Genomic DNA, 13,790 nt, shown 5'->3' on the forward strand with positions numbered 1-13,790 from the left:
CGAGATAGGCATCATGCGCATCGACGATCACGGGTTCCGCATCGACCTTCCCACTCCTTGGGAGGGCGCGGTCAGCAGCGGCCAGGTCAGCCGGACGGTGAGCGAGCGCGCGGCCCGGCGGGGCCTGACGGTCCAGACCCCGCCGGTCCTCCACCTCTCCAGCACCCAGATGCCATCCCTGCGCGGTGACTTCGGATCCGGTGCGGTGGACCTGCTCACCGCCGGCGACGCCTTCATCGCCGTCGTCGAGTACGGCACCGAGGTGCTCGGAACGGCGACCTTCGACACCGGCCCGATGCCGCGACGGCTCAACTCTCGGGACTTCCAGCCGAACGGTCTGCAACGACAGATCCCCGGACAGGCCGGTTACCAGCACTTCTGCACCGAGAACGGTCGTCCGCTGTGCCTCTACGTCGTCATCGGTGCGACCCACCAGGCGCGCCGACTGACCCGCCAGGTCAACACCATCCTCCCCCGGCTGGAGATCGCGTCGCGATGACCCCAACCCTGCCCACCACCCTGCTCTCCGAGGCCTCGACCGGTCGGGACGACCGCCCGCTCTCCGTCCGCGCGGTCGATCGAGTCACCACGCTGCTGGCGCGCCGCCGCGGCGATGGCGCCACGGACCCCTCACGCCGCAGCTTCGTGCAGCGCGCCGCGCTCATCGGCACCGCACTGGCCGTCAACCCGATCGACTTCATCCTGCGGCCCGGCACCGCCTACGCCCAGGTGTGCGGCCCGGCCAACGAGTGCAGCCAGGGCTGGACCGCCTTCTGCTGCACGATCAACGGGGGGGCGAACACCTGCCCGGACGGGTCGTACGCGGCCGGCTGGTGGAAGGTGTCCTCCTCGGCCTTCTGCCGCGGCGAGGATCGGTACGTCGTGGACTGCAACCGGCTGCCGTCGGCCCGCTGCTCCTGCCGCTGCGCGGACGGCCCGTGCGACCGGCGTCGGATCTGCTGCAACAACTTCCGGTACGGGCAGTGCAACCTGCAGATCCCCGGCACGACGGAGGTGGTCTGCCGCATCATCATCTGCACTCCGCCGTGGGAGTGGGACGAGAGCTGCACCACGACCGTCCGGTCCGACGAGCGGACCCGGGACCACTCGGCCTCCTGCCTGCCGGGCACCAACCCGACGGAGATCGAGCTGGTCTACCTCGACCTCGGCCTCGTCGGCTCTGCCCTGGGTGCCCCTGCTGGCGAGGAGCTGGCCGGTCCGGACGGCGGCTCGTGGCGTCGGTATGCCAACGGCTCGATCGTCCGCTCACTGGACTACGGGATCGCAGTGCTGACCGGGGCGGCGGGGCTCCTCTACGCCGACGAGGGCGGCCCCGACGGACGGCTGGGATACGTCACCGGCGACCCGATCGACATCGAGGGTGGCCAGATCATCCCGACCGAGGGTGGGGCCATCTACTCGCTCGAGGACGGAACCGCCTTCACGCTCTCCGGGTCCCTCGAGGCCAAGTACAACCAGACCGGTGGCCTTGATGGCTGGTTGGGCCTGCCCACCTCGGCGATCCTGCTGAGCCCCGGCAACCGCGAGCGCATCGACTTCTCCTCCGGCTGGTCGCTGGTCCGTGACCGGGCCACGGACGAGGTCCGCGTGTTCCCGGTGGACGTGGAGATGCCCGCGGAGGCCGGCGAGTGGCCCCCGACCGCCGACGTCGTGCGATGGGACGGTGACAATCGCCTGACGACGGCCATCCGGATCTCCCAGGAGTCCCTCCCCGACGGGGCGCCGATGGCGGTCTTGGCGGCAGCCGACTCCTTCCCGGACGCCCTGGCGGGTGGCGTGCTGGCTGGCATCGAGGGCGGACCGGTGCTGCTCACCGGGTCCGACTCCCTTGCGTCGGTGACCGCCGCCGAACTCGAGCGTCTGGAGGTCGAGCGGGTCGTGCTCGTCGGCGGTCCGTCCGTTCTGTCCGGCGCTGTGGCCGACGACGTCCGAGCTCTGCTGCCGGATGCCAGCGTCCAACGCCTGTCGGGAGAGAGTCGGTTCGCGACGGCGGCCGCGGTCTCCCAGGACATCACCGGTGAGCTGGGTGGAATCGATACCGGGACCGACACCTCAACCGGCGGCGGTGAGCGGGTACCGCTGGTGTACCTGGCCAGCGGGCGGGACTTCCCGGACGCGCTGTCGGCCAGCCCGGCCGCCGCAGGGGCGGGCGCACCACTGCTGCTCACCGAGCCGGACGTACTGCCCGATGTCACCCGTACGGAGCTGCAGCGCCTGAACCCGGAGCGGGTCGTCATCGTGGGTGGTCAGGCCGCTGTCTCCGGTGCCGTGGACCGGGACGTCAGGCGGTCGACCGACGCTCGGATCGACCGGATCGAGGGGCCGTCGCGCTACGACACCGCTGCTGCCGTCGTCGCCCAGACCCATCCGGCTCCGCTGGGTGATGGGGAGGCGACCCGCATCCTGCTGGCGACCGGCGAGACCTTCGCCGACGCGCTGTCGGCGGGCACCGCTGCCGCGAACGGCGGGTCGCCGCTGCTGCTGGTGAGCACCGACCTGGTCCCGGGCATAACCCGGTCGGCGATCGAGCGGCTCCAGCCGCAGGCCCTGGTGGTGAGCGGCGGGACGGTGGCGGTGAGTGCGGCAACGGCGGAGCAGCTGGGTGGGCTCCCCACGGGTGAGTACCGCGTCCGCGCACCGGGCACCTGAGCGGGACCCTGCTCCGAGCCCGCGACGGTAGGTGCCCAAGCGGGTGGGTGGCCTTCCCCCTCCCAGACCACCCAACTCCACCCACCAGGCCGGGCCGTGCGCCGGCCCGCTACCCTGGGCCGTGCGTTGATACCCGAGATCCTTCCCCAAGCCGCAGCTGACGCCGTCGCACGTGGTGCCGTCCTCTTGGACGTGCGCGAACCGCTTGAGATTGCCACGGCCCGTGTCGATGGAGCCCTAGAGATACCGATGGGCCAGATACCTGCACGCATCGAGGAGATCCCAACCGACGCCGCGATCCTGTGCCTGTGCCACCACGGCGCTCGCAGCCTGCAGGTCGCCCACTTCCTGCATGCGCAGGGCTACGACGTCAGCAACGTGCGCGGAGGCATCGACCACTGGTCCCAGACCGTGGATCCCTCCATTCCGCGGTACGTCTAGCTGACCAACACCTCCCGCCACCAACCGCTGGCGAATCCCCCAAGACTTCTACTCCGAAAGACCAACACGTGAGTTCTCCCAAGACCTTCGCCGACTTCGCGCTGGACGATTCGATCGTCACAAGCCTCGAAGAAGTCGGCATCACCGAACCCTTCCCCATCCAAGAGATGACGTTGCCGCTGGCGTTGACCGGTGCCGACATCATCGGCCAGGCCCGTACCGGGACCGGCAAGACCCTCGGCTTCGGCCTTCCGATGCTGCAGCGGATCGATACCGACGGCGGACTGCAGTCCCTCATCATCGTGCCCACCCGCGAGTTGTGCCTGCAGGTCGCTGAGGACCTGACCCAGGCCGGCAAGGGCCGTGGGGTCGAGGTTCTCGCCGTCTACGGCGGGAAGGCCATCCAGCCCCAGATCGACGCGCTCACCACCGGCGTGCACATGGTCGTCGGGACTCCCGGTCGCCTGCTGGACCTCTCCCGCCGAGGACACCTGAACCTCTCGTCCTGCACCGGCCTGGTGCTGGACGAGGCCGACGAGATGCTCGACCTCGGCTTCCTGCCCGACGTCGAGTCCCTGGTCGCGCTCTGTGCCGAGGACCGCCAGACCTTGCTCTTCAGCGCCACCATGCCGTCCGAGATCGTCGGGCTCGCGCGTCGATACATGACGAAGCCGACCTTCATGCGCGCCGAGGTCGAAGAGATCACGATCGCGCCGAAGACCCAGCAGTTCCTGCTCAGCTGCCACCGCATGGACAAGCCGGCCGTGTTGGCTCGGATCCTGCAGACGCCCAACCGCGGGCTCTGCGTGGTCTTCTGCCGCACCAAGCGCATGGCCGACCAACTCGCCGACGACCTGCGAGAGCGTGACATCGCCGCCAAGGCCATTCACTCCGACCTCCGGCAGGACGCCCGCGAACGTGCGCTGCGGAAGTTCCGCGACGGCAAGACCACGGTCCTGTGCGCCACCGAGGTGGCTGCACGAGGACTGGACATCGACGACGTCACCCACGTCGTCAACTACGACTGCCCGGACGACCACAAGATGTACCTGCACCGCATCGGCAGGACCGGGCGTGCCGGGGCCACGGGTGTCGCCGTCACCTTCGCGACGTACAACGAGATCCCTCGGCTGGAGATGATCCGCCGCGATCTGGACATCGAGGAGGAGATCACCGAGGTCTTCTCCACCTCGCCCGAGCTCGAGGAGATGTTCGACCTGCCGCCGCTCGAGCAGAAGGCGAAGGTCCCCTCTCCCCCACAGCCACGTCGAGGCACGTCGCGCCGCAAGAAGGGCTCGGCCGGCAGGAAGGACCACGCCGCCGGGAACCAGCGTGACCGCAAGCGCGAGAAGCAGTCGTCATCCTCCGAATCCAAGACCTCGTCCAAGAGTGGAGGAGGCAAGGCCGAGGGAGGCCGCACGCGGACCCGAACCAGGACCCGGACGCGCACCAAGTCAGTGGAGGCGTCGGCGGGTTCGACGGAGCAGACGACCAGTTCCGACCCCTCCAGCAACGAGGGCCGCTCCTCGTCGCGAGAGCGGACCAGGTCACGTACCGAAGCGTCCCAGCAGGACAACAGCGCGTCGCAGTCGGGCGACAAGACGTCGTCCAGTACCGATAGGACACGCGCGACGAAGCGGACCAACGACCGGAAGAACGGCAGCCGGAAGGGTGGCGGAGGCGGTGGCCAGAACCGGAGCAACGGCCGGAACTCGGGGAGCGGCCACACCACGCAAGGCGACAACACCAAGAAGAACGGCTCAGCCGATCAGCGTGGCCGCGGCGGCAACTCCAGCAAGCGTGTCCGCGGCAATGACGCGGACCGTCAGGGCCGCCGGCGCACGCAGATCGACGCGGCCACCGCCCGAGGTGAGGGCAGCCCGCGGCTCAGCCGCAAGATGGAGGTCCAGCACCTCCCGTAGTCCGAGGCACGAGGAGATCCTCAGGACAGGCTGAGCCGCACCTTCAACCAGGCGCGGTGACGCCCGGTCGGGCACATCGCGAAGATCGGGTGTGAGCGCCACGGCGCGACCAGCGCCAGGGGCAGCACGCCCTTGAGCGCGTCACCGACCGCGACGGACCGGGTCGCATCGCAGCGACTGCACGTCACGCGGAAGGGCCTGGGGCCTGCGCCACTCCCGGTCGAGGCCGCCTGTGACGAGCGGACGGCCGACCGAACCCCAGCGCCGGGGGTCGACGGCTCCCCGGACACGCTGAACAGTCCAGCTCGACCGGCGGTGTCAGCCCGCCGCGAGTCTGGCTGCCGTGCCTCCTCTCGCTCGAGCAGCCGCTTCTCAGGCGGCTTGATCCGATCGAAACCGCTCATGCGCTCATCCTCGGGGGTGTGCAGCGGAGGTCATCGACAGGCCAGCTCACGACGCCAACTCCAGGTCGTCAGACGGGACCGACAGCCCGTGCAGCTCAGCCGCGATCACCCGGTAGGCAGCTGCGCCGGGCACCTTCGGCGCGTGGGTCAGGATGGTCTTGCCCTGGTTGGGTGCTTCGGCGAAGCGGACGGACTTGCGGACCGGCACCCCGATCACGGGGAGGTCGTACCGGCTCTGCACGTCCTCCAGCACCTCCTTCGCGTGGTTGGTCCGCCCGTCGTACATCGTCGCGACGATCCCCGCCACCTCCAGGTTCCTGTTGGTCAGGTGCTGGACATCGGCGATCGTCTCCAGCAGCTGCGACACGCCTCGATGGCTGAGCGTCTCGCACTGCACCGGGATGATCACCTTGTCCGCCGCGGTCAGACCGTTCAGCGTCAGTACGCCGAGTGAGGGTGGACAGTCGATGAAGATGACGTCGTAGTCCTCGCGCAGGTCGTCGATCTGTGCCCGAAGGACGTACTCACGTCCCGTGCGCGACAACAGCGCCACCTCCGCACCCGACAGGTCGAGGTTCGCGGGCGCGATATCACACTCGGCGTGGGACAACACGGTGGCCTTCAGGCTCTCGCGGCCCGTCACAACATCATGGAGGGTTGGGGCCAACTCGTCCGGGTCGTAGCCCAGGCTGAAGGTGAGACACGCCTGCGGGTCCAGATCGACGACCAGGACGTCAAGGCCGCGAGCCCGGAGTGCGGCGGCCAGGCTGGCGGTCGTGGTGGTCTTGGCGACGCCGCCCTTCTGGTTGGCGACGGCGTAGACAACAGCGCTCATTGGCGCCACGCTACCCGCCGGTCCGCGACGCCTCTCCGTCGAGCTCGGCCAGCCGACAAGGCGAAGCCGACCGGCTGGCATGACTACTCGAGGAAGTCTCGCAGGCTCGGGGGGGCGATCGAGCCAGCCGCGTCCATGGCCCGCTGCAGATCAGGCTCTGCACCCTCATCCGGCCACCGGGCGCACGTCTGGTCGAGGTGGGCGATCATGCCGCTGATCGCGTTGCGGTGCTTGGCGAGCTCAGACCGCCATGGTTCGGGTGTGTCCTCGGTCAAATCGACCATCCGGGTACCGGACGGCATCAGGAGCAAGTCCGTGACGATCTGGGCGAGCATGGCACGCACCAACTCGACCTGTCGGAGATCGTCGCTGACCAGTTCGAGATCTGCCGTCAGCCGGGCCAGGTGCTGAGGGCGGCCGGACTCGAGGAGGCTCTGCAGCACGTCGACGCAGAACACGGCCTGATCGGTGACTGCTCGCAGGCGCCACAGTGCCGTCGAGAGATCCTCGAAGACGGTCCCCAACCCCTGGTGAGTGTCGATGGCGCCCATCCCGACCCAGATCGGCCGTGGGGTCGGCGTCTTGAGGTGCCGGGCCAAGTTTCACCCTGCTGATGATCAGACGCCCTGCTGATGATCAGGCCAGGAGGCCGCGCTCCACGCCGACCACGACAGCTTCGCGGCGACTGGTCACGCCGAGTTTGCCGTAGATGTTGGAGAGATGGGTCTTCACCGTGGCGGCGGAGACGTGCAGGCGCTCGGCGATCTCCTTGTTCGAGACGTGCTGCGCCAGTTGTGACAGCACCTCGCGCTCCTTGCGGGTGAGACCGGCACGATCATCGCTGTCGAGTCCCGGCTCACGTAACTCCAGTCCGGCGGAGGCGAGGACGCTGAGCGGTCCACCCGACACGACCCGGTGACCGGCGAGCACTCGCTCGCAGGCGGCCTTCAGATCCGGCAACTCGATGGAGCGCTGGACCAGGCCCTCCACGCCGTCGGTGAGCAGGTGGCGCAGTCCACCTGCGTCGACGGCGTCGAGCAGGAAGATGATCTTCGGCGGCGAGTCGCCGGCCCCTGGGAGCCGGCGGACCTGGGCCACGATATCTCTGGGATCCTCCAGTGTGTTGCCCACCACGACGAGGTCGAGGCGGTCGCCGACAGCCGCCTTGGCGCTCTCGAAGGTGGCCTCGTCTGCGGCGACCCGCAAGGACATGCCCTGCAACGTCTGTCGGACGCCGGCCCGCAGGAGGGGCCAGGAGTCGGCCACGACCGCGACTCCGGTGAAGCGACTGTTGGGCGCGAGCCGCATGGCGCGTCGATTCTGGCGACGCCGTTCGGTGGGGACCGGGACATCCTGCCTCCGTCGGTCCTCGGACCGCCGCTCGACGCTGACACGCCTCAACTCACTCGGCGTCAGGCCCTCATCCGCAGTGATGTTGCAACCCTTCACTCCTCCCTAGACACAGGGTAACTAGTAGATAGCTATCTGTCATGTAGTCATTTCTGACTACGTTTTCTACGTGTTCGGACCTCACCCGTCGAGCGGATTTCAACCGCGCGGCGGATACCACACCTGGCCAATCGATCACATCGTGTTGGCATGTCACCGCTCACCGTAACCAAGGATCGTGCTGAGACCGAGGAGGCACTGATCCGAGCCAACCTTCCCCTGGCGCACTACGGGGTCGCCGAAGTAGCCGGTCGAGTCCCCAAGCACGTCTCCCGCGACGACCTGGAGAGCGCCGCCATGTATGGCCTCGCCCAAGCCGCGCGGGCCTTCGACCCGGACAAGGGCATCGACTTCGACAAGTACGCGATGATCCGGATCCGCGGGGCTCTGCTCGACGAGCTGCGCTCGCGTGACTGGGCCAGCCGGGGAGTGCGGGCGGCGGCACGCCAAGTTGAGGCGGCGAAGGAACGGCTCACGGCCCGCCTTGGCCGGACCCCCTCCGAGGCAGAGACGGCGGCCGAGTTGGGGTGCTCGATCGACAAGGTGCAGCAGATCCGCCACGACGTCCACCGGGGCACGGTGCTCAACTACGAGTCGTTCTTGGCCGACGGCGAGGTGGCGGACATCCTGCCGGCCCCGGAGCCGACGCCGCTCGAGCAGATGATGTCGCGCGAGAAGCGGGCCTTCCTGCTCGACGCTGTGGTCGCGCTCCCCGACCGTCTGCGGCACGTGGTCGTCGGCTACTTCTTCGAGGAGCGGCCGATGCAGGAGATCGCTGGTGAGCTTGGGGTCACCGAGTCGCGCGTGTCCCAGATGCGCGGCGAGGCCCTCCGCCTGATGCACGCCGGCATCACGGCCAACCTCGATCCTGCGTTGTTGCCACCCGAACCCCGTCCAGCAGGCCGGGTCGCCGCCCGCAAGGCGACCTACTATCGTGCGGTTGCCGCTGGGTCCCAGGTGTCTGAGCGCCTGGCCGCGACCCCCCGCCCACTGGCCGACCGATTGGCTGCCGCGTAGCCACCAGGAGCAACATACGCTTGGTCGGACCGTTTCCGAGGAGCTATGCAATGCGTTCGACACCAGCCGACCTGCCACGCCTGAGCAGCCTGGCCGGAGCCCTGTTGCTGCTGGCAGCGCTCCTCGTGACGGCGACGCCGGCCGCCGCTGAGTCCGAGTGCTACGGCGACGCTGCCGGCGACGTTCGCGACAACGCCGCCACGGCTGCCGGTGAGGGCGGCGTGGTGCTCGGGGACGAGCCACGCATCGACATCCTCGCGGGGTGCGTCGAGCTGACGCCGGAGTTCGTCGAGATCGCCGTCCGCGTCGTGGACGCCGTCGACCCGATGGAGGACCCGTCCTGGGGGGCTGGGGAGGCTGCCATCGGTGCGGCCATCGACCTCGGTGGGGACCTCAGCAGCGAGGGCAACGCCGTGGAGGAGTACACCGTCAACTACGGACTGCTGCCCGAGGGTGAGATCGGCGTGGCGGTCTACGAGTTCGACCCGGACATGCAGGGCAGTGGTCTGCCGGTGTGCGAGGGCGACGGCATCTACGACGGCGTGCGGTACCGCATGCGATTCCCCACCTCCTGCATCGGTGACCCGGCCCAGATCAGCGCCGCCGTCTTCGGGCTGTACGGCTCTGATGTGGACAACCAGGCGACCACGGGCTTCTACGACGAGGTGCCGATCTTCCCGGACTACAACGGCCCCTACACCCCCGCTCCAGACCCGCCGACTGATGTTGAGCGGTTGGCCGGCCCAGCCCGCGTCGACACCGCCATCGCCGTCAGCCAGGATGACTTCGAGGCCGGCACGGCGGGTGCGGTCGTCCTCGCCCGAGCTGACCTGTTCCCCGATGCGCTGGTGGCCGCCCCTCTGGCCGTTGCCGTGAATGGCCCGCTGCTGCTGACACCGAGCTTCGCGGTCGCACAGATCGTGGAGGACGAGATCGCCAGGGTCCTGCCGCCAGGCGGGACGGTCTACCTCTCAGGCGGCGAGGCGGCCCTCAGCGCCGATGTCGCGGCCGAGATCGAGGCGCTGGGCTACGTCGTCCAACGCGCTGCCGGTCCGAGTCGCTACGCCACGGCCGTGGAGGTCGCGCGGGCCTCCGGACCCGACCCCGATCTGATCGTGGTGGCCAACGGAAACGACTTCCCCGAGGCTCTCGTCGGAGGCTCCCTGGCCGCCGCAGAGGGTGGCGTCGAGATCATCTCCAACGGCGAGCAGTTGGACGACACGGCCACGGCCTACCTGGCCGAACACCCGGACGCTGAGGTCCTTGCCATCGGGCCGGTTGCCTCGGCTGCCGTTCCCGACGCCGCCTCGATCAGCGGCCCGGATGTGTTCACCACCTCGGTCCTGGTCGCGCAAGAGCGCTACACCGATCCGACCGCCGCGGGCATCGCCAGCGGCACGAACTTCCCTGATGGGTTGACCGGTGGCGCCAACGCCGGTCGGCGTGGCGTGCCGCTGCTGCTGAGCACCCCCGATCTGCTGCCGGACAGCGTGGACGCCTACTTGGACGGCTTGGACCTGCAGACCACCGTCATGTACGGCGGCACCGTGGCTCTGGCCTACCAGGTCGAGGCGTCGGTCGACGCGAACATCGGGAACTAGGCCCAAGCCCTCCTCCGCGGAGGACTCGACCGCGCCCGGCCTCCACGGCCGGGCGCGTCTTCTGGTGGCCGCTGCGCCAACGGGTCTCATCGTCGATGGTCGATCGGTGCGGTGGCGCGAGTTGCACAATTCCTTTGCACAGTAGTTGTGCACAAGTACTCTGCACCACGTGCCGACCGACCGCGAGCCCACGTCCGTCCGACTGAGCAGCGCGCAGATCCGCTGTCTCGCGCACCCCCTTCGCAGCCGTCTGCTGGCCAGCCTGCGCGTCGACGGTCCCCTCACGTCGGCCCGACTGGCGGACCGCCTCGGCACCAACACCGGCGCGACCAGCTACCACCTCAGGCAGTTGGCGGAGGTCGGTCTGGTGGAGGAGGTCGAGGACCTCGGGACCGCCCGGGAGCGCTGGTGGGCCTCCGCCCACACCTTCTCGACGTGGCACGAGACCGACTTCGACGACGACCCCGACGATCGGGCGGCCGCCGAGTGGCTGGTGGACAGCTACACCCGGAACAAGCAGCGCTGGCGCGAGTACTGGCTGGCCACCCGGCGGACGTGGTCGACGGAGTGGCGGCGAGCGGCCGACTTCTCCGACATCTCTCTGGAGGTGACGCCGGACGAACTGCGCTCGCTGACGGCCGAGTTGCTCGAGGTCGTCAAGCGCCATAGACAGGCTGCCCTGGACGATCCCGACCGCAACGGCGACATAGCCCGCGTCCTGGTCCTGTTGGAGGCCTTCCCCGCCCCCGAGATCCACCTGTGAGCACTCCCCCGGTCTCGGACCGGCCGCTCAGCGCCGCCGAGGCCCGTCACCGCTTCCTGATCCTGCGCGGCCTCCGCTGGCTCTCGACCGGGCTCATCGTCCCGGTGTTCATCCTGATCATGCTGGACCGGGGACTGTCGCTGGCCGACATCGGCCTGGCGGTGGCCGCCCAGGGTGTCGCGACACTCGTGCTGGAACTGCCGACCGGTGGATTGGCGGACGCCATCGGCCGGCGGCGCGTACTGCTGATCGCCAGCATCTTCTCGGTCGGATCGTTCCTGCTGCTGCTGGTTGCCGAATCACTCCTGCTCTTCGCCGTCGTCTGGGCGATCCAAGGGGTGTATCGAGCCTTGGAGAGCGGCCCGCTGGATGCCTGGTACGTCGACACGGCTCAGGCAGCCGACCCTGAGGCGGACATCGAGGCCACCTTGGCCCGTGGCGCCGTCGTCCTCTCGAGCGCAATCGCCTCCGGCTCGTTGCTCTCCAGTGGCCTGGTCGCCTGGCAGCCGTTGCCCGGGGTCGATCCCCTCGTGACGCCCGTCCTTGCAGCGCTGGTCGTCATGATCATCGAGGTGCTGGCCCTGATCCGTCTGATGCGCGAACCGGAGATCGAGGCGAGCGCCACACTCCGTCAGACCGTCCGAGCGGTTCCGACTGTTGTGCGCGAGGCCGTTGGGATCGTTCGCGGAAGCCGGGTGCTGACCATCCTCGTGACCATTGAGGTGCTGTGGGGGTTGGGCATGGTGGCCTTCGAGCTGTTCACACCAGCCAAGCTGGAGCTGATCCTGCAGGACGCCGATCTGGCGGCCCAGATCGTGGGACCGATGCAGACCGGTGCGTGGATCGCCAGCGCCGTCGGGGCCGCCCTCGTCCCTCGGCTCGTCCGGGTCGTGGGCGGTGCGCAGCGCGCGGCTACGGTCCTCCTGGCAGCACAGGCGCTCTTCGTGGTTGCTATCGGCCTGGCCACCGGTCCGATCGGTGTCGTCATCGCCTTCTTGGTCACGATGATGACGCACGGAGCCGCCAACCCCGTCCACCAGGGATTGCTCCACCGCGCGGTGACCCACCCAGGGCGCCGGGCCACCGTGGTGTCCGCCAACAGCCTGGCCGCACGACTTGGCGGCCTGATCGGCAGCATCGGCCTCGGGGCACTGGGGGACGCAACGAGCCTGAACACCGCGATCCTCGCTGGCGCCGGCGCCCTCGCCCTTGCCGCCCCGCTCTACCTGCGCGCCCGGGTTCCGACGAGTCCGGCCGAGGGAACGCTGCCCGCATGACACCTCACATCGTTGTCATCGGCGGCGGCTACGCCGGTGTCATGGCGGCCCGCTCGGCTGCCGACCACGGCGCGGACGTGACGATCGTCGACGCGGTTGGCAATCATGAGTTCCTCCCCCGGCTGGCCACGGTCGCTGCGGGAGCCGGTCCCGTGGACGACGCCGACGCGCCGCTGACGGAGCTGCTCCACGGCATCAGCGTCATGCCAGAGACGGCCACCGCCATCGACCACCACGGCCGCGCGGTCAAGACCACCAACGGGGCGCTGACCTATGACGCGCTGGTCGTGTCCGTCGGCGCCTCGAGTACGCCACCACCCATACCGGGGCTGGCCGAGTGGGGGTGGACGCTGAAGTCCGCCGAGGACGCCCGGCGCCTGCGAGACCACCTCCGCGGAGCCGAACGTGTCGTGATCGTCGGCGCCGGCTCAACCGGGACCCAACTGGCTGGCGAGCTGTCGGCCCAGCGCCGGGACGTCGTCATAACCCTCACCGAGATGACGGACCGGATCCTGCCCTCACTCCCCCGAGCCCTGGCGCATCGTGCGCAACAGATTCTCCGCTCCAGAGGCGTGGTCATCCGGACGGGACGAGCGCTGCGGGAGGCCGGGCCAGGTGGCGCCGTATTCGATGACGAGGAGGAGGTCGCCGGAACGGTCGTGTGGACCGGCGGCTTCATGGCCGACGGGACGGAGTTGCTGCCGGAAGCGGTGACCCTCGACGGTCGAGTTGTCGTTGACCGCTGCGGTCAGGTGGGCGGCCACGGCCCGCTCTTCGCGGCCGGTGACATCGCTGCACACCGGGGTGCTGGAGGCCGGGTCCTGCCCCAGACCGCACAGGTTGCCGTCCAGGCCGGTGCGTTGGCCGGCGAGAACGCCGTCCGGGTGGCCGAGGGACGAGCGCCGCGCCGCAAGACGCTGCGTCACATCGGGTGGGTGCTGCCGCTCGGGGGCGGCCACGCCGTGGGCCAGGTCGGACCTGTCAGCCTGGCCGACCCGCTCACCTCTCGTCTGGCGCCGCTGCTGCACGACGTCATCGACCTGCGGCACCTCTTCACCGTCGGCGGTCTACCGGCCGTCGTGGGCCACCGACAGCAACCGCTCGGGTGGCCCCCGGCCTGACCGGCACTGGCGTTCACCCTCCGATAACGCGACGTCTCAGAGCGGATTCACCACTCCGGCACCTACCGAGCCGGGACCACGAGGGTCTCGGTGGCTTCGGTGCTGGTATGGGTTGCCTTGTTGGTGTCCTCTACTGGGACCCGGGCTGTCCGAAGACGGCCCTGCGATCCGGTCGGCGAGACCAACAACCACAGCCCTACATAAACGAAAGTCTCCGAGCGGGTTTGTGGAGGGTGAACACCACTGCCGATCGGCGCAGCCCTGAGGGTAGGACAACCCGGCCGGGCCTG

13 protein-coding genes are annotated in these 13,790 nt (G+C 69.2%); 9 read left to right on the plus strand and 4 right to left on the minus strand.

What is annotated here, in order from left to right:
• The first annotated feature begins 13 nt into the window (after positions 1-13).
• From C1746_RS19410 to C1746_RS19425, 4 genes are all read left to right on the plus strand, one after another.
• The gene (locus tag C1746_RS19410) at positions 14-499 is read left to right on the plus strand and encodes a hypothetical protein (RefSeq protein ID WP_116716419.1); all 486 of its coding nucleotides are present in this window, start codon (positions 14-16) and stop codon (positions 497-499) included.
• Positions 496-2,670, plus strand: a complete 2,175-nt coding sequence (locus C1746_RS19415) for a cell wall-binding repeat-containing protein (protein ID WP_116716420.1) — start codon at positions 496-498, stop codon at positions 2,668-2,670. The genes C1746_RS19410 and C1746_RS19415 overlap by 4 nt, the downstream gene beginning before the upstream one ends.
• A 126-nt stretch (positions 2,671-2,796) precedes the next feature.
• Positions 2,797-3,111: a rhodanese-like domain-containing protein gene (locus tag C1746_RS19420; protein ID WP_116716421.1), complete on the plus strand. Its 315-nt coding sequence runs from the start codon at positions 2,797-2,799 to the stop codon at positions 3,109-3,111.
• A gap of 68 nt (positions 3,112-3,179) precedes the next feature.
• Entirely contained in the window at positions 3,180-5,033 is a 1,854-nt protein-coding gene (locus C1746_RS19425) for a DEAD/DEAH box helicase (RefSeq protein WP_116716422.1), read from the plus strand.
• Positions 5,034-5,053: 20 nt separating this feature from the next.
• Here C1746_RS19425 and C1746_RS19430 read toward each other — a convergent pair whose 3' ends face one another.
• From C1746_RS19430 to C1746_RS23035, 4 genes are all read right to left on the minus strand, one after another.
• Positions 5,054-5,437, minus strand: a complete 384-nt coding sequence (locus C1746_RS19430) for a hypothetical protein (protein ID WP_116716423.1) — start codon at positions 5,435-5,437, stop codon at positions 5,054-5,056.
• A gap of 46 nt (positions 5,438-5,483) precedes the next feature.
• Positions 5,484-6,272 (minus strand): ParA family protein, encoded by a 789-nt coding sequence (locus tag C1746_RS19435; protein WP_116716424.1) that lies wholly within the window; start codon positions 6,270-6,272, stop codon positions 5,484-5,486.
• Between the two features lie 83 nt (positions 6,273-6,355).
• Complete coding sequence (locus tag C1746_RS19440; protein WP_116716425.1) at positions 6,356-6,871, minus strand: hypothetical protein; 516 nt, start codon at positions 6,869-6,871, stop codon at positions 6,356-6,358.
• 37 nt (positions 6,872-6,908) lie between these two features.
• Positions 6,909-7,580: a response regulator transcription factor gene (locus C1746_RS23035; RefSeq protein WP_116716426.1), complete on the minus strand. Its 672-nt coding sequence runs from the start codon at positions 7,578-7,580 to the stop codon at positions 6,909-6,911.
• Between the two features lie 291 nt (positions 7,581-7,871).
• Here C1746_RS23035 and C1746_RS19450 point away from each other — a divergent pair, with 291 nt between their 5' ends.
• The 5 genes from C1746_RS19450 (at position 7,872) to C1746_RS19470 (ending at position 13,500) form a co-directional block, all read left to right on the plus strand.
• A complete protein-coding gene (locus tag C1746_RS19450) occupies positions 7,872-8,738 on the plus strand; it encodes a sigma-70 family RNA polymerase sigma factor (protein ID WP_116716427.1) in 867 nt (288 codons plus the stop codon).
• A 50-nt stretch (positions 8,739-8,788) separates the two neighbouring features.
• On the plus strand, positions 8,789-10,339 hold the full coding sequence (locus C1746_RS19455; RefSeq protein ID WP_116716428.1) for a cell wall-binding repeat-containing protein: 1,551 nt from the start codon (positions 8,789-8,791) through the stop codon (positions 10,337-10,339).
• Between the two features lie 169 nt (positions 10,340-10,508).
• The gene (locus C1746_RS19460) at positions 10,509-11,102 is read left to right on the plus strand and encodes a winged helix-turn-helix domain-containing protein (protein ID WP_205712006.1); all 594 of its coding nucleotides are present in this window, start codon (positions 10,509-10,511) and stop codon (positions 11,100-11,102) included.
• Entirely contained in the window at positions 11,099-12,379 is a 1,281-nt protein-coding gene (locus C1746_RS19465) for an MFS transporter (protein ID WP_116716429.1), read from the plus strand. The genes C1746_RS19460 and C1746_RS19465 overlap by 4 nt, the downstream gene beginning before the upstream one ends.
• A complete protein-coding gene (locus C1746_RS19470; RefSeq protein ID WP_116716430.1) occupies positions 12,376-13,500 on the plus strand; it encodes an NAD(P)/FAD-dependent oxidoreductase in 1,125 nt (374 codons plus the stop codon). Before C1746_RS19465 ends, C1746_RS19470 begins: the two co-directional genes overlap by 4 nt.
• Positions 13,501-13,790 lie beyond the last annotated feature (290 nt).

Origin of the sequence: Euzebya tangerina, from assembly GCF_003074135.1 — a bacterium.
Taxonomy (GTDB): Bacteria; Actinomycetota; Nitriliruptoria; order Euzebyales; family Euzebyaceae; genus Euzebya; species Euzebya tangerina.